The 20,796-nt window shown below is 73.1% G+C and carries 11 protein-coding genes, 1 tRNA gene and 1 pseudogene; 6 read left to right on the plus strand and 7 right to left on the minus strand.

The features are described 5' to 3' along the window. Nucleotide 1: 1 nt before the first annotated feature. From AB0399_RS20705 to AB0399_RS20720, 4 genes are all read right to left on the minus strand, one after another. Complete coding sequence (locus tag AB0399_RS20705) at nucleotides 2-871, minus strand: hypothetical protein (RefSeq protein ID WP_366412323.1); 870 nt, start codon at nucleotides 869-871, stop codon at nucleotides 2-4. A gap of 356 nt (nucleotides 872-1,227) precedes the next feature. Beyond that, complete coding sequence (locus tag AB0399_RS20710) at nucleotides 1,228-2,748, minus strand: PrsW family intramembrane metalloprotease (RefSeq protein ID WP_366412324.1); 1,521 nt, start codon at nucleotides 2,746-2,748, stop codon at nucleotides 1,228-1,230. A 65-nt stretch (nucleotides 2,749-2,813) separates the two neighbouring features. Continuing rightward, nucleotides 2,814-3,536, minus strand: coding sequence for a tRNA (guanosine(46)-N7)-methyltransferase TrmB (trmB, locus tag AB0399_RS20715; protein ID WP_366412349.1), 723 nt, complete (start codon nucleotides 3,534-3,536; stop codon nucleotides 2,814-2,816). A 314-nt stretch (nucleotides 3,537-3,850) separates the two neighbouring features. Further along, the gene (locus AB0399_RS20720; protein ID WP_328465521.1) at nucleotides 3,851-5,266 is read right to left on the minus strand and encodes an MFS transporter; all 1,416 of its coding nucleotides are present in this window, start codon (nucleotides 5,264-5,266) and stop codon (nucleotides 3,851-3,853) included. An 866-nt stretch (nucleotides 5,267-6,132) separates the two neighbouring features. On the opposite strand from AB0399_RS20720, the gene AB0399_RS20725 reads away from it, so the two are divergent. From AB0399_RS20725 to AB0399_RS20750, 6 genes and pseudogenes are all read left to right on the plus strand, one after another. Beyond that, nucleotides 6,133-8,448, plus strand: coding sequence for an asparagine synthase-related protein (locus AB0399_RS20725; protein ID WP_366412325.1), 2,316 nt, complete (start codon nucleotides 6,133-6,135; stop codon nucleotides 8,446-8,448). A gap of 376 nt (nucleotides 8,449-8,824) precedes the next feature. Then, nucleotides 8,825-10,054 carry a DNA polymerase III subunit delta' gene (locus AB0399_RS20730; RefSeq protein WP_328465516.1) on the plus strand — a complete coding sequence of 410 codons (1,230 nt, stop codon included), beginning with the start codon at nucleotides 8,825-8,827 and terminating at the stop codon, nucleotides 10,052-10,054. Nucleotides 10,055-10,541: 487 nt separating this feature from the next. Further along, the gene (locus AB0399_RS20735) at nucleotides 10,542-11,855 is read left to right on the plus strand and encodes a hypothetical protein (protein WP_366412326.1); all 1,314 of its coding nucleotides are present in this window, start codon (nucleotides 10,542-10,544) and stop codon (nucleotides 11,853-11,855) included. 107 nt (nucleotides 11,856-11,962) lie between these two features. After that, nucleotides 11,963-13,561, plus strand: a complete 1,599-nt coding sequence (locus AB0399_RS20740; RefSeq protein WP_329367930.1) for an alpha/beta hydrolase — start codon at nucleotides 11,963-11,965, stop codon at nucleotides 13,559-13,561. Nucleotides 13,562-13,670: 109 nt separating this feature from the next. Beyond that, nucleotides 13,671-13,747, plus strand: a tRNA-Thr gene (locus AB0399_RS20745). Nucleotides 13,748-14,128: 381 nt separating this feature from the next. Next, nucleotides 14,129-14,403: pseudogene (locus AB0399_RS20750) on the plus strand (amino acid--tRNA ligase-related protein); the annotation flags it as partial. A 5-nt stretch (nucleotides 14,404-14,408) separates the two neighbouring features. On the opposite strand, the gene drmC reads toward AB0399_RS20750, so the two are convergent. The 3 genes from drmC to drmA form a co-directional block, all read right to left on the minus strand. Continuing rightward, on the minus strand, nucleotides 14,409-15,095 hold the full coding sequence (gene drmC, locus AB0399_RS20755) for a DISARM system phospholipase D-like protein DrmC (protein ID WP_366412327.1): 687 nt from the start codon (nucleotides 15,093-15,095) through the stop codon (nucleotides 14,409-14,411). A 131-nt stretch (nucleotides 15,096-15,226) separates the two neighbouring features. After that, nucleotides 15,227-17,083 carry a DUF1998 domain-containing protein gene (locus AB0399_RS20760; protein ID WP_366412328.1) on the minus strand — a complete coding sequence of 619 codons (1,857 nt, stop codon included), beginning with the start codon at nucleotides 17,081-17,083 and terminating at the stop codon, nucleotides 15,227-15,229. Continuing rightward, a complete protein-coding gene (gene drmA / locus AB0399_RS20765; RefSeq protein ID WP_366412329.1) occupies nucleotides 17,080-20,703 on the minus strand; it encodes a DISARM system helicase DrmA in 3,624 nt (1,207 codons plus the stop codon). The genes AB0399_RS20760 and drmA overlap by 4 nt, the downstream gene beginning before the upstream one ends. Nucleotides 20,704-20,796 lie beyond the last annotated feature (93 nt).

Here is a 20,796-nt window from a genome sequence, read left to right on the forward strand (position 1 = left end):
GTCATCCGTGTCCGGGCGACAGCTCGGACGGATCGAGCGCACGGGCCAGCTTGTACCCGACCTCGAAACGGCTGCCGGCGCCCAGGCGTTCCATCAGCGCGGCCATCACATCCTCCACCGCCTGCCGCTCGATGCGGAGTTTGCGGGCGATCCGGTCGTCGCCGTAGCCGCTCGTCATCAGCCGGATCACCGCCCGCTCCAACTCGCCGAGCGCGGCATGCCGCAACCCGGCGCCGGCGAGCGGCAGCGGAGTGGCGCGCTGCCAGTACGACTCGTGGATCGCGGTGAAGGAGCGGACCAGGGCCGAGCCGCGGACGCGGAGCAGTGAAGGGCCGGGCGGTTCGGACCCGTTGGGTCCGTCGGGAGCGTGGGGCGCGTCGGGGGAGCGGGAAGCGCCGGTCGCGCCGTCCAGGTCGTCCGGCCCCGCCTGGCCGTACCCGGCGCGCGGCGCGGGCCGTTCGCTCGCCGGCAGGCAGACGGTGTGCCGGTCGAAGATCAGCATGTCGTGCGCGACATGGTCGATCACCCGGACGATGACGCCCGCGTCGGACAACTCCTGGAGGAAACGGGCGCGTACGGGCTCGCCGAGCACCGCGCGCGGGTACACCGCCCGGACCCGGACACCGCGCCGGGCGAGCGCCGCGTCGGCCTCCAACCGCCATTCCAGCTCGGCCCGGTCCAGCGGCGGCGGGTCCTGGTGGAGCGTGTCCGCGGATCGCCGCACCGCGGCCGCCAGTTCGCGCAGCACCAACTCCCCGGCGTGCGGCCCGCTGAACTGGTCCACCGTGACCTGCACCCGCTCCGGCAGCCCACCGGCCCCCTGATCCGTACCTGTACCCGTGCCCGTACCTGCTCCGGTTCCCGTTCCCATGCCCATCCCTGCGCCCCCCGCCGTGTAGCCGACATACGGGGCCGCGTGCGGCTCTTGCGTCGCCACGCCCGCCGGTTGTTCGGACTTCATCGCCAGACCGACCTCCCTGGCTCGCCGCGCGCCGCGATCGGCGTCCCCCGACGCGTAGGAGCCCCCCTGGATCGAGAAACGACCCATCCGGCACAGAGTGTTACAGCAGCATCACTGGATTTCCAGGCCGAATCCGTCCAGGAAATCAATCACCTGAAAGGGTGCATTGGGGGTGAAGTGGGAGGTACGGTGCGCAACGTCATGCGACCGGCGCACCGGCCGGTCCCCTGCGCGCCCGCAGAGCCCCTCAAGTACGGCCGGAGGGCCTAGAGATGCTTCGGTACGTGCCGCGCCGACTGCGTCGGGTCGTACGGCCGCGGAGGGCCGTACGGCGGCGGTGAGTCGTACGGGGGCGGGGCGTCGTACGGCGGCGGTGAGTCGTACCGGGGCGGTGAGTCGTACGGCGGGGCCGAACCGTACGCCTGCGGCGGCCCGTACGGCTGCGGAGGCTGCGGCGGCCACGTCGGGTACTGCGCGGGCGGGCCCCACTGCCCCGCGCGGGGCGGCGGAATACGCGGCGGCCACTGCGGGGTCACCGGCTGGTCCAGCGCCACCGCGTGGGCCAGGGCCGGCTGTGCCAGCGCCCTGCGGTGCCACAGGTGGGAGAGGAGTTCGGCCTCACGTGCGGTGAAGTCGGGCTCGGGGGCGCCGCGTTCGGCGGCCGCGCGCAGGAACGCGAGGTGGGTGGCGAACGCGATGTAGTCGCGGACCGCCCGGGCGGCCTGCTCGCCCACCAGCCGCTTCGCCTCGCGCTTGGCCTCCGCGCGTATCCGCATGGTGCCCAGCGCGTTCGGCTCGCCCACCGCCAGCCAGCCCGCGGCGGCGTACGGCGGCAGGTGCCGGCGGATCGTCCGCAACTCGTTGGACCGCGACCAGAACGCCAGCCACAGCACCAGCCCGAACACCGGCACCATCACCGACACATACGTCGTCAGGAAGCCGATCGGGGACAGCTCGGAACTGCCGTTCCACGAGCCGTGCAGCACCATCGCCATCAGCCAGCCGCAGACCGGCGGCACCCACCGCCACCGCCAGCGCATCCCCGGCCGCATCGTGGCCGCCAGCGCGAAGCCGATCCCGGTCATCGACGTGAACAGCGGGTGCGCGAACGGCGTCATCAGCACCCGGACGATGAACGTGGCCACGGTGGTGCCGATCCCGTCGCCGCCCAGCGCCTTGTCCTGGTCGAAGGCGGTGCCGAGGTAGAGGATGTTCTCGGTGAAGGCGAAGCCGGTCGCGGTCAGTCCGGCGAGCACGATGCCGTCGAGCAGCGACTCGATGTGGCGGCGCCGGAACAGGAAGAGCAGCAGCAGCGCGCTGCCCTTGGCGGTCTCCTCGACCAGCGGCGCGACGAACGTGGCCCCCCACTGGTCGGACTGCGTCTGGGTCGCGGAGAACGCCGTGGCGAGCAGCTTCGCGCCGTACTCGTTGGCGAAGATCGCCACCAGCGTGGCCGCGCACGCGCCCCAGGAGAAGGCGAAGACGATGTTCTGCCAGGGGCTGGGCGCCACGTGGTCGAACCACAGGTACGCCCAGATGATCAGCGGCACCGGCAGCAGCGCCAGGGCCATGCCCACCAGGAACGGTTCGGTGCCGATGTGGTGCCGCAGCACCGCCAGGATGACCACTCCGCACACCGCGAGCCCGGTGAACAGCGCACCCGTCCGCACCGCCCGGCTCTCCCAGAAGGCGCGCCGCGGCCCGTAGTGCACCGTGGTGGGCTCCCGTGCCGCGTCGTCCCCGGTGGGGGAGTCAGGCGCGGAAGGGTACGAAAACGTCGTCACCATGACGACAGTACGGGGGCGGGACGGCGCCGCGCGAGAGTACGGGACAACCCGGCCCCCGCACGGGCTCAGGTACGGACGAACAGCAGGTCGTGCACCACGTGGCCCTTCGCCAGCCCGGTCCGTTCGAACTTCGTCATCGGCCGGAACTCCGGGCGCGGCGCGAACCCGTCGCCGTGCCGGTTCGCCAGACCCGGTGCGGCGGTCAGCACGTCCAGCATCTGGTCGGCGTACGGCTCCCAGTCGGTGGCGCAGTGCACCACCGCGCCGGGCCGCAGCAGCGGGGTGACCAGGGCCAGGAACTCCGGCTGGATCAGCCGCCGTTTGTGGTGCTTGGCCTTCGGCCACGGGTCGGGGAAGTAGACCCGCAGCCCGTCCAGCGAGGCGGGCGGCAGCATGTCGCGCAGCAGCACGATCGCGTCGCCGTTGGCCACCCGTATGTTCGTCAGCCCGCCGCGGTCGGCGAGGGCGAGCAGGTTGCCCTGGCCGGGGGTGTGCACGTCGACCGCGAGGATGCCGGTCGCGGGATCGGCGGCGGCCATCGCGGCGGTCGCGTCGCCCATGCCGAAGCCGATCTCGACGACGACCGGGAGGCGGGCGCCGCCGGCGGCGGGGAACAGCCCGGCCGGGTCCAGCGGGGAGCCGTCCAGCTCCACGCCCCAGCGCGCCCAGTGCCGGTCGATCGCCGCCGCCTGCGCCTTGGTGAGCCGACCGCGCCGCGCGTGGAAGCTGCGGATGCGGTGCTCGCCGCGCGACCCGGCCGGATCGGGCGCGGGCCCGGACGGGAACATCACGGCGGGGGCGGGGGCGGGTGCGGGTGCGGGGGTGGAGGACGGCGTCGACACAATGCCGTCGATTCTACGGGGGCCGCGCGGGGCGGCGGGGCGACGCGGGGCGGGCGGGACGCGGGAGTAACGCAGGTCACGCGGGTGGAGTGGGTGACGCCGGTCACCGTGCCGCTGCGGGCACCCGTACCGCCGGCACCGAATCCGGCACCGACACCGACACCGGCACCCGGCGCTCGTACCGGCGCGCCCGTACCCGTGTCGGCACCGCCGCCGCTCCGCCGCTCCGCCGGCCCCGCCGCTGAGCGCCGCCCTGCCTCCTACGCCGGGGCCGCCAGCAGGGGGCGGGCGCGCTCGCGCAGATCGAGCACCTGGGGGTCGTCGTTGTACGGCTCCAAGCGGTGCAGGAGGTCGCGGACGTACTCCGTGGTGCGGGCGGAGGAGATCCGGCCCGCCACCTCGACCGCCTTGACGCCGGCGGCGCAGCACGCGTCGAGGTTGCCCGACTCCAGCTCCGCGACCGCGGAGACCACCAGCCGCAGGCCGTGCGAGCGGACGAACTCCTCGGTGGGCTGGGCCAGGGCCTGCTCGGTGAACCGCTGGACCTGGCGCGGCAGGCGCAGGTCGCGGTAGCACTCGGCGGCGTCGGCGGCGAGCCGGTCGTAGGAGTAGAAGCCGAGCCAGCTCGGGTCGGCGTCGCCGGCGCGGGCGCGCTCCAGCAGCGCCTCGGCCGCGGACAGGGCGGCGCCGCACGCGGCGGCCTCGCCGGCCTTGGCGTGCGCGCGGGCCTCCACGAGGTGGAAGAAGCTCATGGTGCGGGCGGTGGCCAGGCCGCGGTTGCGCTCCAGGGCGGCCTGGGCGAGGTCGACGCCCTCGTCGGAGAAGTTGCGGTAGGTGGCCTGGAGGGACATCGACGCCAGGACGTAGCCGCCGAGCGGGACGTCGGCGGCGGCGCGGGCCAGCCGCAGCGCCTGGATGTAGTAGCGCTGCGCGGCCTCCTGTTGGCCGGTGTCGAAGGCCATCCAGCCTGCCAGCCGGGTGAGTTCGGCGGTGGCGCCGAACAGCGCGCGGCCGACGTCGTCGCTGTAGGAGCCGAGCAGCAGGGGCGCGGCCTCGACCCGCAGGCACTCCGGCACCATGCCCGAACGCCAGTCGCCCCCGCCGTACTTGGAGTCCCAGCGGCGCGCGTCGTCGGCGGCCTCGCGGAGTTTGGTGACGTCGGTGTGGCCGACGTGGGCCATGCCCGGGGCGGGGGCGTCGCGGGCCACGGTGGCGTCGGCCGGGGTGATCAGCCAGCGGGAGGCGGGAGTGACGTAAGCGCTCACTGCGAAAGAACCGGCCAAGCTCTGCCAGATGCCGCTGCCGCCGGGGCCGCGGCGCCCGGCGAGATCCAGTCGCCACAGATCGGTGGCCGATTTCACCGCCTCGCCGACGTCGCGCGGGAAGGCGAGGCCGACTTCGGGCGCGGGGTCGGCGTCGGCCAGACCTATCTCGTGCAACGGCACGGGCCGGCCGAGCTTGCTGCCGATGGCGGCGGCTATCAGATGCGGCGCCGCGCCCTGCGGCACCATGCCCTTGGTGACCCAGCGGGCCACCGATGTCTTGTCATAACGCAGCGTCAGACCGCGTTGCGCGCCGAGGTCGTTGACCCGGCGGGCGAGTCCGGCGTTGCTGATGCCCGCCATGGCGAGAAGGGTGCCGAGCTTCTCGTTCGGCCCGCGGTGTTCTCTGTTCACTGCGGTTCACCTCGTGATGCCGCTGGGGGCAGGCCGGCCCGGCCTGGTGATGTCATGGGGTACGGGGTTCACCCTCCCCTGGAGCCCGATTCGGCCACCGCGGAAGCCGCGGTGCGGCCGGTACGGTGCGTGTGCCGGGCACCCGAGCCGCGCGTACGTGTGCGAACCGGGTACACCCAGCGTAGTTCGCCGCATCCCGACCGTTAAGAGGCTCGTGCCGGATGGCCGGAAACGGACGGGTGCCCTCGGGCGCCCGGCGTGCGATGCGCGCACGATCCGGCGTGTGCTCCCGGTATATGTGGCCGTGCGCCCGGCCGTGCGCTCTGTGCCGTGCTGTGCCGTTGGGCTTGCATGGTGCCATGGGTCGGCCCGTGGACCCCGGCAGGCGGCTATGCCGGGGTGGAGCGGGCCACGGGGTTCCGCTGCCACAATCCCCGCGGGTGGCGGACCGGCCCGGGCGGCGTCCGAACGCCTCCCGGGCCGTTGACCCCGTGGCCGATTCTGTAAAGGTGATTCCCGGGCGGGTGGCCGCTCCGGGACACGTTCCGTGACCGTCACCGATCACCGCAGGCGACCTGCCCGGCGCTGTCGAGGCATATCAACTGCGGCATGTGCCGCGGACTTTGGCGCGAACCAGACGTTTCGCCGCCGGGCCGCCGCCGGTTGACGCGCGGGTCGGTTCGGGCGGGTTTCGCCCCCCGGCCGAGCGCGCGACCCGGCCTGCCTTGGTGCACCCATGCGCCTCCTTGCGCGTCTCCACGTGGCAGCATGGTCTTTCGGACGTCAGACGTGGCGGCCCGGCGGGGCGAGCAGCGGGAGCAGCGGAGCCGAGCCGTGCCGGCTGTCCACAGCCTGTGGAGGCGGCGATGCGGTGGTTGGTGGGGTGGAGCAGTGCCACTGCGGGTCCGTTGCCCGGCGCGCGGTCCCGCGCACTCCAGCCCGTCGGCGCGCAACTCCTGTGGGGTGACCCCGATCCGCTGTGGGCGGTGGGGGATTGGCGCCCCGACGAGGTGCGGGTCGTGCACGCCGACGCCAACGCCCGTGCCAGGGCCAATGGTTCGGCGGGATACGGCGCCGGCGCCGCGTACGGCGGCGGTTACGGGGACGCGAACGGCCACGGCGGCGTCGACTCCTACGGCGGCGCGGGCGCGTACGGCGCGGCCTCGTACGGGAGTTCGCGGGGCGTGGCCCGGCTGGCCGTGCTCGGGCGGTGCGGGGCCACCGACGCGCAGTTGCGGCTCGGCCTGGTCGCGGCTCGCGGCGGCGCGCTGCGGCATGTCACCGCGTGGCCCGGCAGCTACACCGCGGTGCTCCAACTCGGCCGCCGGATCACGGTGCTGGGCGATCTGGCCGGCGCGCTGCCGGTCTTCCACACCCGCTGGCGGCACGGCACCGCGTACGCCACCGCGGCACTCCCGCTCGCCGACCTGATCGAGGCGGGGCTCGACGTCACCCACCTCGCGGCCACCCTCGCCTGCCCGGACGCGCCCGAGGCCCTGCTCGACGGCACGCCGTACCTGGGGGTGCGCCGGGTGCCGCCGGGCCACGCGCTGATCCTTCGCGACGGCGCACCCGAGATCGCCGGTTACGAGCCCACCGCGTCGCTGGCCGTCGGCCACCAACCGGCCAGCACCGCAGACGGGTTGGCCGCCGTGGAGGGCGTACGCGACGCGCTGCTCGACGCGGTACGGGTCCGGCTGGCGCAGCCGCGCTTCGTGCCCGACGGCGCGTTGGACGGGGCCGGGCCGGCGCCCGGGATCGGCGCGGACCTTTCCGGTGGCATCGCGTCCTCCACGCTGGCGCTGCTCGCGGCCGGGCTGCCCGGCATGCCCGGCACGCTGCCCGGCGCGCCCGGGTCGCTCGCCGGGGAGCGGCTGCTCGCGGTCACCTTCAACGACCTCGTCGGCGGGCTCGGCGGCGCGGACGGCGCGCACGGCTCGGCGGCCGAACTCTCCGAACTCGAACGGGCCCGGGAGATGGCCGCCGACCCCCGGCTGCGGCACATCGTGGTGCCCGGCGGCCCCGAGGCGCTGCCCTACGCCGACCTCGTCTCCGGCTGGTCCGAGGGCTCCGGCGGGCTCGGCGCGCTCACCGACGAGCCCGGGCCCGCGCTGGTCAGCGCCGAACGCCACCGGCGACGGCTGGCGGCGGGCGGCGCCGACCACCTGATCGGCTACGGCGCCCGGCAGGTGCTCGACGCCCATCCGGCGCGGCTGGCCGACCTGTTGATGGACCGGCGCCGCCGCCACCTGCTGCGACCGGTGGCCGCGCTCACCCGGGCGGACGGCGGCGGCACCCTCACCGGGTCGCTCACCTCCGTGACCGTGCCGCTCACCGTCTACCGCGCCGCGCGCCGGCTGGCCCGTACGCCGTACCGGCAGGGCGTCGAGGACGTCGCGTCCGCGCTGCTGCGGCGGGACTTCGGGCTCGGCGGACCGGACGGTCCCGGCGGCGGCGCGCTCACCGCGTCACTGGCCGCGATGGTGTGGGTGCGCTCCGGCCCGGCGGCGCGCTGGCTGACCGGGGAAGCGCTGGCCGAAGTATCGGTTCGCCTTCAGGACGCGGCACACCGGCCCTGGCCGCTGGAACGGCCCGGCGAACGGCGCGCCCGCGCCGCCCTGGCCCGGCACGCCGCGGACTACCGGGTGCTGGAGCAGGCCGCGACCGTACCGAGCCAGCGGCTGCACGCGCCGTTCCTCGACAACCAGGTGGTGCGCGCCTGCCAGGCCCTGCCGAGCGCGTTGCGGGTCCGGCCGGGGGCGCGCGCGGAGGTGCTGCGGGTGGCGCTGTCCGGCGCCGGCGTGCACGGGCTGCCGCCGGGCTGGGGCAGCGGGTCACCGGCGGCCGCGGGGTCGTCCGCCGCCCGGATCGGGCTGCGCAGCGCGCTCGACCCACTGCTGGACCTCTTCGAGGCGCCGCTGCTCGCGGACGCGGGGCTGGTCGACGCGCGGGTGCTGCGCGGGGCGTTCCGCGCGGCGGCCTCGGCGGCAGCGGGCTCCGGCGGGGCTTCGGGCGGCGCCGCGGGCAGCGGTGAGGTGCTCGCGCTGGAAGGGCTCGGCGAGATCGTGGCCACCGAGCTGTGGCTGCGCCGGCTGCTCGGGCGCCGCGGCTCGTGCTGGACGGGGACGGACGCGCCAGAACAGCGCGCGCTGGCCGGGGGAGTGCAGCGGCTCACCCTGTGAGGAGGGCGCCTTGGGGCGGTGCGTTGCGGTGGGCGGTCGCCTGGGGCGCGGGGGCGAGCGGGGTGCCCGGGCGGGCGTGGACGGGACGGCCGGCGCTGGGGACGGGACGGCCGGGGGGACGGCCGGGGGGGCGGACGGGGCGACCGGGACGTAGCCCTGGCGGAAGTCCGGCGAGGGCCCGGCGAGGGCCCGGCGAGGGCCGGCTGAAGCCCGGCGAGGTGGCCCGAGTGTCCTGGGTGTCCCGCAGAATGGGGGAGCGGGTGCGCCGGGTACGGCAGCGGCTCGCGGCAGAGGTACCGCGGTGGTACCCGGAAGACCAGGACACGAGCAGACGCCGGCCGGGCGGATGCCGGACGTGAGGCGAGGTGCGGGCGCGATGGCCGTGTGGGACGACGTGGTGGGGCAGCCGGCCGTGGTGGCCGAACTGGCCTCGGCCGCCCAGGCCGCGGACGCGCTCGTGACGCCTGACCACGGCGCCGAACAGCCGCCCGGCGCCCCCGCGGCCAACGCCTCCCGGATGACGCACGCCTGGCTCTTCACCGGCCCGCCCGGGTCGGGCCGCGCCACCGCGGCGAAGGCGTTCGCGGCGGCGCTCCAGTGCGTCAGCCCGGACCGGAAGCTGGGCGCGCCCCCCGGCTGCGGCTTCTGCGACGGCTGCCACACCGCCTTGATCGGCACCCACGCCGACGTGGAGACCGTCCGCACCGACCTGCTCAGCATCGGCGTCAAGGACACCCGCGACCTGGTCCGCCGCGCCTCGCTCTCCCCGGCCGGCGGCCGCTGGCAGGTGATCGTCCTGGAGGACGCCGACCGGCTCACCGAGGGCGCCGCCAACGTGCTGCTCAAGGCGATCGAGGAGCCCGCCCCCCGTACGGTGTGGCTGCTGTGTGCGCCGTCCGTGGAGGACGCGCTGCCCACGATCCGCTCCCGCTGCCGGCTGCTGACGCTGCGCACCCCCTCCCCGGAGGCGGTCGCCGACGTCCTCACCCGCAGGGACGGCATCGACCCCGACCTGGCCGCCCGCGTCGCCCGCTCCACCCAGGGCCACATCGACCGGGCCCGCCGGCTGGCCACCGACGAGTCCGCCCGCGCCCGCCGCGCGAACGTCCTGCGCCTGCCGCTGCGCGTCGCCGACATCGGCGGCTGCCTGCGCGCCGCACAGGAACTCGTGGACGCCGCCGGCGAGGACGCCAAGGCCGTCGCGGAAGAGGTCGACGCCAAGGAGACCGAGGAACTGCGCGCCGCCCTGGGCGCCGCGTCCGGCACCGGCGGGCGGATGCCGCGCGGCACCGCCGGAGTGATGAAGGACCTCGCCGACCGCCAGAAGCGCCGTGCCACCCGCACCCAGCGCGACACCCTCGACCTCGCACTGACCGACCTCGCCGGCTTCTACCGCGACGTCCTCAACCTCCAACTCGGCGGCTCCCCCGACCGCGTCGCCAACATCGACCTCCTCGACGGCATCGAGCAGATTGCCGCCTCCTCCCGGCCCGAGCACAGCCTGCGCCGCATTGACGCGGTGCTCGCCTGCCGCGAGGCCCTCGACCGCAACGTGGCGCCGTTGCTCGCCGTCGAGGCCATGACCCTCGCTCTCCGCGCCGGCTGACCCGCGCACCCGTTCGCGCCCGGGTACGGCGTCGGGTGCGGGTGTGGCGACGGCGGTGGGCGCCGTGCGAGTCGTGCGTGCCGTGCGTGCCGCGCGCACCGTGGAGGTCGCCCGGACGCCGCCGCCACGCATGCCCGGGTCCCACGGGGCACGGTTCGGCGGTGCCCGGACGTCACGGGTCCCGCCTGCCACGCCCCTGCCCGTACGGCGAGCCCGAGCCCCGAGCCCGAACCCTGAGCCCGAGCCGGCGCCTGGGCACCCGGGCACCCGGGCACCCGGGCACCATCAGCCCCGCTCCCGCCCTGCTCCCGTACGAGCCCGGACTCCACCCGTCGCACCCCGCCCCCTGTGCTGCCTTCGGGTGATCACGAGGCCCGGGCGCACCCGGGTCCCGCCCGCCGGGCACCCGCGGATGCAAGGTGCAGGCAGCGTCCCCGCCGCTCGCCGTGTCCCCGCGGGGCCGCAGCCGTCCCGAAGGGGCTCCGCCGTGGCCGACGCCGTACTCGTCCTCCTCCTGCTGGCTGCCCTCGGCGCGACCGCACTGCTGGCGGTACGGGCCCTGCGGCACTGGTACGGCGAGCGCGCCGGGCGGGTGTACGAACTGCCCGTCGACCATCGCGGCACCCTGCTGCGCGCGGGCGCCTCGGGCGTGGCCGCGCTGTTCGCCGCGACCGTCGCCGTGCCGCTCGTGCACGATGCCGCGGCCGGCCCGGTCCGTACCCGCGCCGTGGCCGCACGCGAGCCCGACGTCATGCCGTCGCCGCCCGCCCGCACTCCCGAGCCCGCACCGCCGCCGCCGGAACTGCGCGTCCTCGGCCACCCCGCGGGCGGCACCCTGCAGGAACTGCGCGACGGCACCCGCGTATGGCTGCCGCGCCACTACACGACCCCGTCCGCGTCCGGCGTCGCCTATCCCGTCGTCATCGTCCACACCTCCTCCGCCGGCTCCTCCGCCGCTTCTGGCCTGTATTCCGCGTTCGCCGGACAGGCGAACCGCGGCCGCGCCAACTCCTTCCTGCTCGTCGCTCCGCCCCGGTGCGCCGCCGACTCCGCGGCCGTGCTCACCGAGGTGGCCGCCCGCTACCGGACCCTGACCGCCCGCACCGCGCACGGTGTGATCGGGATCGGCTCGCAGGCACCCTGCGCCGTCCGCGAGGCGCTGTCCCACCCGGACCGCTACGCGGCCGCCGTCGGCATCTCCGGCGACTACCCGGCCATGACCCGCCCGACCGGCCGCTATCCCTCCCTCCTGCTCGCCTCCACCACCGCGCAGGCCGGCCAACGGGCCTCCGCGGTACGGCTGCGGACCTCGCTCCGGCCGACCGGCGACCAGGTCAGGCTGCTCGACGGGGTGCCCCGTGCGAAGGACCTGCCGGCCCAGGTCGCCGCGTATCTCACCGAGAAGCTGGACGGCCCGGCCCGCACCCCGACGGCGAGCCTCACCCCGACGCCCGGGTCGCCGTTCGCACCGACCGTCACCGCCACGCCGACCGGTACGTCAACCGCCACGCCGACCGGCACCACGCACACCGCGCCCACCAAGCCCCCGCGCGCACCCCACTCCGCGTCCGCACCCACCTCCAGGGCACCCGCCGCCCACACACCGGCACCCGCGCGCAAACCCGCCACCGCACCCGTATCCACATCCGCACCCGTATCCACATCCGCGCCGGTCACCGCACCCAGACCCGCGCCCGCACCCACCTCCACGGCCCGGCGAACCCCGCCGACACCACCGCGAACCCCTTCACCCCGCGCCCACACCTCCACGATGCCCAGCCACCCCCACGTCACACCCTGAAACCACCCGTAAAACCCGGAATCACTCAAAAGGCGACAGGGTTGGCGAACCTCGACGGCTTCCGCCGGATACGCTCGCCTCACCCAACGGGAGGACCTGAGCCGCTGATGCCCGCCGCCACGCACCCCACGCGCCTGCTCCGCATCCCCGCCACCGTGATCGCGGTGACCGGACTGCTGCTGACCGCATGCTCGGGAGGGAGCGGCCACAAGGCGGCCGCGGCCTCCTCGCCGGCGCCCTCCGCGTCGTCGTCGGTGGCCGGCTCGTCCGCGCCCTCCGCGTCGAGTACCTCCTCCGCGGACCTGTCGTCGTACTACAAGCAGAAGATCAGCTGGCACAGTTGCGGCGTGCCCGGGTTCGACTGCGGCACCCTGAAGGTCCCGCTGGACTACGCCCACCCCGTGGCGGCCGACGACCTCAAGCTCGCCGTCGCCCGGAAGAAGGCCACCGGCAAGGGCAAGAAGCTCGGCTCCCTCCTGGTCAACCCCGGTGGCCCCGGCGGCTCCGCGATCGACTACCTCCAGTACGCGGCCCTCGGCTACCCCTCCGCCGTCACCTCGCGGTACGACATGGTCGGGGTCGACCCGCGCGGCGTCGCCCGCAGCGAGCCCGTGGAGTGCCTGAGCGACAAGCAGATGGACGCCTTCACCGCCGTCGACACCACCCCCGACGACCGCGCCGAGATCAACGCCCTCACCACCGCCGACCGCGGCTTCGACTCGGCCTGCAACCGCCGCTCCGGCAAGCTGCTCGGCCACGTCTCCACCGTCGACTCCGCCCGCGACATGGACGTCCTGCGCGCCGTCCTCGGCGACCCGAAGCTCAACTACGTCGGCAAGTCGTACGGCACCTTCCTCGGCGCCACCTACGCCGGGCTGTTCCCCAAGAACGTGGGCCACGTCGTGCTCGACGGCGCGATGGACCCCTCCATCAGCGCGCTGGAAAGCAGCCGTACCCAGGCCGGCGGCTTCGAGGTCGCCTTCGACGCCTTCGCCAAGGACTGCGTCGCCCGCGCCGGCTGCGCGCTCGGCACCACCTCCGTCGCCGACGCCGGCAAGCGCCTCACCGCCCTCTTCAAGTCCCTCGACGCCCACCCGTTGAAGACCAGCGACGCGGCCCGCCCGCTCACCGAGGCCCTGGGCACCACCGGTGTGATCTCCGCGATGTACGACCAGTCCGCCTGGCCGAGCCTGCGCAGCGCCCTCGCCGACGCGACCAAGGGCCAGGGCGAGGCACTCCTCCAGCTCTCCGACAGCTACTACGAGCGCGACGACTCCGGCAAGTACAGCAACCTCATGTACGCCAACGCCGCGGTCAACTGCCTCGACCTGCCCCCGGCGTTCAAGTCCCCCGCCGACGTCGAGAAGGCCCTGCCCTCCTTCCGCAAGGCGTCGCCCCTCTTCGGCACCACCCTCGCCTGGTCCTCCCTCGGCTGCGCCTACTGGCCGGTCCCCGCGACCGGGCACCCCGCGAAGATCACCGCGGACGGGGCCGGCCCGATCCTCGTCGTCGGCACCACCCGCGACCCCGCCACCCCCTACGCCTGGGCCCAGTCGCTGGCCGCCCAGCTCAGCTCCGGCCACCTCCTCACCTACAACGGCGACGGCCACACCGCCTACGCCCGCGGGTCCTCCTGCATCGACTCCGCCGTCAACGCCTACCTGCTGGCGGGCACCGTCCCCCCCGCCCACAAGAAGTGCTCCTGACCAGCCCCTCCCCATGATCCCCCCACGGTCCCGAGCACCCTCCTCAACCCTGTAGACTTTCCCCCGCTGCTGCTGACACCCTTGTGCCCAGCAGCACACCCCGCACCAAGCCGCCTTAGCTCAGTTGGCCAGAGCAACGCACTCGTAATGCGTAGGTCTCGGGTTCGAATCCCGAAGGCGGCTCCATCTAGCCCAGGTCGGATACCCTCTGATCTGGGCTTTTGCTTTGATCGCGCTCTTGAGAGGTCTAGTCCACCAGTTAACGATCGTTATATGGGGCCGAGGGAGCGAGCAGGAAGGGCTCCAGCATTGGTCGACTATTGCCCAATTTGCCGGAATGGTGCAGCTAGGGTGCGCGAGGTGCATCGACCAGCAGGCTGCTTCCCACTCCGATCAACTCGAGACCCATGGATCGGTTCTGCGCCCACGGGCTTAACGCCGACCGCCCCTGCCAGGGCGCTGGCACATGGGTCACCACCGGCCTGAGGCGTCCACCAGGCGGAGACCTCAGACCCACCAACGCCCACCAACGAACCGTCAACCGCGCCCTCGCCCAGGCGCGAGCCCCCGCCGCACGGCGGCATCGACCCGGCGTCGACCGGATCGTCATGCTCATCACGGACGAGCCCAACATCCGCGAGACGATCCCCTTCCCGCTCAACGGCAACGCCCAGGACCTGATGATGGGCGCCCCGACTGAGCTGGACGAGCCCGCCTACGCGAATTCCCACCTGTCGGTGCGCAAGCCGCAGCCGAAGTGGCAGGCACACGGATCGCAAAGGCGCCCGGGACCTTGTCGGTCCCGGGCGCCTTCTTTTGCTTTGAGCCAGGCCTGCGTCTGAGTCGTTTACGCACGGCGCATCACGTTGTTCTCAGGTACCAGCAACCAGCGAAAATGCTGGATCAGAGGGTCCACGAGCTTTGGATCTCGAAGCACTACACCGAGCTCGATATTGTCGGACAAGGCGCGGTCGGTGAGGTTGGCGCTGCCCAACAGGGCTGTGTGCCGGTCGGCAACGATCAGTTTCGCGTGCAGCACGCCCACTGCCTCCGCCCGATACCAGATGCGGACCCCCTTGGGCAGAGCGGCAAAGGCCGTCGCTGCCTGCGTGGACTCTTCGAGCATGAGATCGACGTGCACGCCTCGATCGACGGCTTGCGCAATCTCTCTTACGACGTCCCGAACGCCGTGGGCAGCGAAGCTGGCGATGAGCAGCGACGTGGTTGCCGAGCGGATCACCTCCACGGCGACACCACTCGTCAGCCGTGCCGGAACCGACGCGCTCATGGGCCCGCGGATGACGACCTGCGGTGCTCTGGGCCGTGGGTACGACCTGGCCGTGGCAAGAGCCAAAGCCAGTCCGGCTCCAGTCATGCCAGGTGCCTCAGCGTGCCAGGCATGGGTGATCTCCAAGAGCTGCCGTGCCAGACCGGCGGCAGTCTGGGCCGCAATAAAGTGGCTGACCAGGACGTCATCCGGGCCGGCCGCCGTCTCAAGGACCTGCCCGACAGCGACAAGGCGTTCGTCCGGCAAACGTTCGCACAGAGTGGCGAGGAGCCTCCCGAGGCGACGCGGCGGTGTGCCGCTCCGGGCCATCGGTACATCCGCCGGATGGGACGACGGTCTGCTCGCCCCCTCCCGGTCCGGCGTCCCACTCGGCTGGTTCACGGCCTGAACGCGCACTTGTCGTCTGCCAGTGTCTCCACCAGCAGCGCGCGGTCCAGGTAGTGATTGCCCCGCTCGCAGGACGTCTCCGCCGCGAACAGGCACGCATGACAGGCTGCCCCGTGCAATCGGGCATGGATGCGCGGATCGTGTTCCGCGCACATCGGATCCGAGCTGCACAGCCTGGCCTCCTCGAGGGCGGCGGCGATGGCGGGCCCGAGCCGTTCACCGCGTCCGAGCGAGACGAGTCCACCCAGGGTTCCCTCGCTGTCGGGGGCGGCGGTGTAGAGCAAAATGCCGGACATGGGGTCGGTCCCGGACCGGGCGTAGATCCGCTCCGCTATCCCTGACGCCCCGTATCCGCAGTCCAGAGCGAACTGGCGGATCAGGACGTGGGCGAGAGTATGCAGGAGCACATACCTGATTCCTGGCCAGCGTGGTTCCACGCCGCGGGCCAGGCACCAGTCCCGGTGTGCCTCCTTCAGGAACTTTTCGCGGGCGAGCACTGCTGGGCGTCGCTCCCACTGGGCGAGTGGCTTCTCCTTGAGCGCGAGGAAGACGCCCTCACCCCGCAGCTCGGCACAGGGAACCCAGGTCGGGTCGCTGCGGCTCAGGGGCGCTCCGGGGCGGGTGCGCAGCTCTTCGTCGGGGAGCCACTCGGGAGCCTCGATCCGGGTGAAGCCGGTGAGCGCCGACACCTCGCGCAGCCGGTGGACCAGGACCACACTGTCCAGCCAGTCGGCGGTCCCGTCGGGCACGCGCCGTTCCCGCACCGTGGTGAAGTCCGGCAAGGTGTGGTCGCGTGGATGAGTGAAAGCCCGCCACTCGGGCGTGATGAGGTCGAACTCCTCGTCCTCTTCTTCCGGTTCGCCCGTGACCGCCTGTGCTTCCCGGGTGATGGCAGCCCACACCGCGTCCGCCCCGTACTGCTCCAGCTCGGGCCAGCAGGCCTGCGTGGGCAGCAGCATCTTCGCGGCCTGCGACGGGACAGCGGCGAGTGGGGACAGTAGTTGCCAGTGCTCCTTGACCGCCTGGGTCAGCGGCTCCTCGGCACGCGGAATGCTGAAGACCTTCAGTTGGGAGGCGAACCAGCTGTTGGTGGCGCCCAACACCATCGTCCGCGCGAACTCGCGGCAACCGCCCGGCGCGAAGGTCCCGAGGTGCGGGTGGTGGCTGCGGCAGGCCGGCAGGTTGCTCTCCCCGGCCTGACCGATGGCGTCTGCCATGGAACGGACCGCCCCGCACGTGCAGCGCACGAAGACATTGGCGGCTTCACCGGTCGTACCCGACTCGGTCAGGCTCAGAGTAGGGTTGTCGCAGTGGCTGCCGCCTTTGTGGACAAAGTAGACCCAGGGAAAGTCGTCCATGTGCCCGTCCTTGCAGGCGACCAGGAACCGGGCGGGCAGGGCTGTCGGCTGGCCCTTTCCCGGACCACCGCAGTTGGTGTGGACGTACTTGGTCTTCTCCGGCCGGTACAGGTTGGGCCGCAGCTGGAAGAGACCGCTGGAAGCCGGTGCCAGCTGATTGCACCGCTCGCGGGAACAGCGCAGCCACCGGGGGAACAGGGCGACCGGCACACCCGTCCTGGTCCAATCACCGTACGGGTCAGCAGGGTTTTCCGGCAGGTGGGGCGGGGTCCGCAGCGCGGTGACCGAGCCGCCGAGGCGGCGGCGTACGGCGGCCAGGAGACGGTCCTCCGTCAGGACGCGCGCACGGACGGGGTCCCACTCGTCGAGGCCCATCACCATGGTCGAGAGGTTGGGCAAGTCGGTGACCGCGCCGATGCCGTAGGTGTGCAGAAGCTGGCTCGGCCGTAGTTCGCCCACGCGCAGTGCTTGAGTGGTGGGGCTGCTCATGTCCGCTCCCAGGGGTCGTCGTCACCGTCGGCCGGGCCGGTGTGGTCGTCGTCCTGCGCGCGCGGTGCGTAGGGCGGTTCCTCGTCGGGCTCCGGCCCCGTCGCACCGGTGAAGATCAGCCGGATCGGGGGTTCCACCTCGCGCAGTGAGGTAGGGCAGGTCATAAGCCGCCACGGGCCGCTGTCCGGCTCTAGCAGCAGCGGGGCGACGTCGCCCTGCCGCTTTGCCGCGCGGTACCCGAGGACGGCGCCGGGTGCGCGGCGTTTCTGCTCCCAATAATCGAGGCGGGCGTCGAGCCGGGTGCGCACCTCGTTGACGACGTGCTGGTCGGCCAGGACGTCCCGGGCGCGCAGTTCCAGGGAGCGCACGGCATGACTGACGACCTCGCCGCGACGGTCCACCCACTGGGCGCCGCGGTTGGGGTTGTAGTCGGGCTTGAGATTGCGGACGAGGGAGGCGAGGACACCGGTCAGCCCCCGGTCCACGGCACGGTCGGCGAACGGCGTGACGGACAGGGCCTCGACATGCTGGTAGATGCTGGCGTGGAAGGACTCGAAGGTCTCGTAGTGCGACAGGTCGCGCGGCCGGGCCCAGTTGAGAAGGGTGAAGACGAGACCGGGTGCGCGGCGGCCGACGCGGCTCGTGGCCTGGATGTACTCGGCGGTCGACTTGGGCTGGTTGTTGACGACCATGACGCCCAGCCGGGCGACGTCGACTCCGACGGCGATCATGTTGGTGGCGAGCAGGACGTCGATGGGCCGGGGGGATCCCTTGGGCCTGCGGCCGAAGGTGAGGTCGAGTTTGGCCAGGATGTCAGGGATGGCCTCGGAGGCCATGCGGCTGGTCAGCTCGGCGGGTTCCCCGATACGGCGGGAGGCGAGCCCTCGGCGGTCGGCTCGCAGCAGCCTCGCCGACACGTCGTCCTCGACGAGTCGCCGCATGCCTCCGAGATCGCGCAGGCTATTGAAGTAGCCGACGAGCGTCATGTACGGGTCGGTCAGGTCGCTGGGACCGTAGGTGTCGTACAGGTACTGTGCGGCGGCGAGCTGGGCGACGAACACCCTGATCGCCACGGACTTGGTGCGCACACCCTGGGCGCAGATGCCGACGTAACGACGGCCGGGGGTTTCGGCGGTGTCGCGGCGACGGGCGAAGAACGTGTCGTCGGCGTCGAGTCCGGAGGGCGGGAAGACGGCCGTGCGGCGGGCGAAGAGGTCGTGGATCTGCCGGTCGGCCCGGCGCACGGTGGCGGTGGAGGCGATGACCTTCGGTCGCACGCTGCGGCCCGGGTCGGGCTCCCAGGTGGACAGCAGGTCCACGGCTGTCTCGTAGAGCCCGGTGAGGGAGCCGAGCGGGCCGGAGATGAGGTGCAGCTCGTCCTGGACAATCAGGTCAGGCGGCCGTACGCGCTGCGCGTCCACGGTGGAAGCAGCCTCGTGGCCATGGCCCGGCGGATGGCTGGACGATTCCCAGTCGTTGTCGACGGCGGACGGGGTTACGTATCCATGGCGCGTGCACAGGCGGGACACCTGGCCGAACAGGGCCTGGGTCTCCCCGCGCCAGGGCAGTTGGGCGAACTTGTCGACGGTGGCGATGACGAGGCTGGGCGGGAGGCGGTAGATCTCCTCGTCGACGACGAGGATTGGCAGTCCCTGCTGCCCGGCCGGCAGCCCGAAGGCGGCGGCCCCGAAGGGACATTCGTAGGCGTCGGGGCAGGTGATGAGCGTCCGGCGCAGGGTGGGCTCCACGGCGATGTCGCGGCCCGCCTCCATTTTCGCGCCGCACCAGGGGCAGCTGGTGAGCTGGTGCGGTGAACCGGTGCGTCCGAAGCCGCTGAACCCCTTGTCCTTCTTGCGTTCCTTGACCCACTCGGCGGCCTGGTCGGTGGTGTTGGGGGTGACGCGGCCACCCACCCACAACCCGATGCGGAACGGGTTGTCGCCCCAGCGGGAAGGTTCCTCGCGGCGGATCACCTCGCAGGCGCAGATCATTGCGGCGGCGCGCTGGAACTGCTGGATGGTGAGCAGTCGCAGCGTGTACCGCATGATCACGGCCACGCCGTGCTCCGCGTCGAGGCCGCCGAGATGCGGCTTGCGCCTGCGGATGGCGAGGGTGAACGCGGTCAGACCGAGGTAGGCCTCGGTCTTTCCGCCACCGGTCGGGAACCACAGCAGGTCGGCCAGTGCCCCGCGGTCGTCGGCGCGCTCGGGATGAGCGGGGTCCGCGAGCGACGGGAGGTTGAGTAGCAGGAACGCCAGCTGGAAGGGACGCCAGCTGCGGTTCTCCGGCAGGTCGACGGCCTGGACCGCCTCGTCCAGCGTCAGCGCGGGCGCACGGCGCCGGTCCGCGGCCGCGATGGTGTGCACACGCTGGTGCCACATGGCACGGTTGGCGAAGCGGAAGGCGTCGAGGGCGTCGGGGTCGTCCCGCAGCACGTCGATGCCGGCCTGGATGCGGTCGGCCGCCACACCGGCGAGCCGCAGGTTCTCCAGGGCCTCGGCCCGGTACGCGTCGAGGCCGACGGCAGGATTGTCCACGGACCGGCGCTGACGCTCGATCCAGGTCCGGTACCCGTCGACGAGGGGTTGCAGCGCGGCCCGCAGGGGAGCGGCCTCCACTCGGCTCAGCTCACGCATGTCTAGCACGAGGTCGCTGAGTTCGGGGAGGTCCTGGTCGCGGCGGTCACGGCGGGGGTCGGGGACGTCGGTGTACGGGATCTCGTACGACGGGGTGGCCGTCGTGGACAGGCGCACGGCGCGCCGTGGGTCGGCCGGGGCAGGCACGGCGTGCACACCGGTGCCGTGCCCGACGGCGAACTCCGGGTGGAAGCGGTAGGCCATGGCGAGCGAGCGCCGCTCGTCGTGGTCGTCGCCCGGCAGTTCGACGGCCCGGCGCGGCAGGAAGGGAGCGGTGCCGGGGGCGCCCGCCACCGTCATCGAGGCCTGGAACAGCCAGTGCGCGCAACCGGGCTTGTTCTCCTGCCCGTTGACCAAGAATAGCGAGACCAGCCAGGAGCCCTCATGCAGCCGGGCCCGGCCGCGTACGACGATGTGGGGGTAGTCCCTCGGGTGCACCGCCTGGGCGGCGAGTCTGCCCTCCGCCAGCTTCACGGTGACGGTGCCCGAGCACGGCACGCGGCGCCACACCCGCCGGTAGTTGCCTTCGATCTCCGACTCGCCGCGCTCGTATCGCGCCCAGGCGCAGTCGACCCTCAGCTCCTGGGTTTCGCGGGCCACCCGCAGGGTCAGTCCCAGCGTCGACGGATGCAGGCTGGGCATGGAGGGCGCGGACGGGTCGGGGTCACCAGCCTCGGGCTCCTGCTCGGGGGCCATACCCGGCTCTTCGAGCGTCTCGGGCTCGACAACCTTGCCGACGGTCCGCAGGTCGGGGCCGTCCTCGTCGCGGACACTACCGGGTGCCAGGCGCCCGATGATGTAGTGATCCAGGGGGTTGCCCTCGGACAACTCCTCCTGCTCGTCCCCGCTGGGCCCGAGGAGGTCGCGCACGACGAGCTCGGCGAGCTTGTCCCGTAGTTGCCGGTGCGTGGGCGCCGACAGCACCGGTGCGGCGGGGTCGACGGCCGGCTCGGGATCGGGGCCGGTGAGAGGCTGCTGGGTCACGGGCTCAGAGTAGGCCGATGCGCTGACATCGTGAACGGACTTCCCGTAACGGAGCCGATCATTAGGTCGGCGGTCGGCTGTTCTCAGGGCCGT

The sequence above is a fragment of the Streptomyces sp. NPDC088194 genome (assembly GCF_040702025.1).
In the GTDB taxonomy this organism is placed as follows: domain Bacteria; phylum Actinomycetota; class Actinomycetes; order Streptomycetales; family Streptomycetaceae; genus Actinacidiphila.

What these genes read in the sequence shown, in the direction of transcription:
- AB0399_RS20705 (WP_366412323.1), bottom strand. Translation starts at nt 871, where the DNA reads ATGGGAACGGGAACCGGAGCAGGTACGGGCACGGGTACAGGTACGGAT.
- AB0399_RS20710 (WP_366412324.1), bottom strand. Translation starts at nt 2,748, where the DNA reads ATGGTGACGACGTTTTCGTACCCTTCCGCGCCTGACTCCCCCACCGGG.
- trmB (WP_366412349.1), bottom strand. Translation starts at nt 3,536, where the DNA reads ATGTTCCCGTCCGGGCCCGCGCCCGATCCGGCCGGGTCGCGCGGCGAG.
- AB0399_RS20725 (WP_366412325.1), top strand. Translation starts at nt 6,133, where the DNA reads ATGCGGTGGTTGGTGGGGTGGAGCAGTGCCACTGCGGGTCCGTTGCCC.
- AB0399_RS20730 (WP_328465516.1), top strand. Translation starts at nt 8,825, where the DNA reads ATGGCCGTGTGGGACGACGTGGTGGGGCAGCCGGCCGTGGTGGCCGAA.
- AB0399_RS20740 (WP_329367930.1), top strand. Translation starts at nt 11,963, where the DNA reads ATGCCCGCCGCCACGCACCCCACGCGCCTGCTCCGCATCCCCGCCACC.
- AB0399_RS20760 (WP_366412328.1), bottom strand. Translation starts at nt 17,083, where the DNA reads ATGAGCAGCCCCACCACTCAAGCACTGCGCGTGGGCGAACTACGGCCG.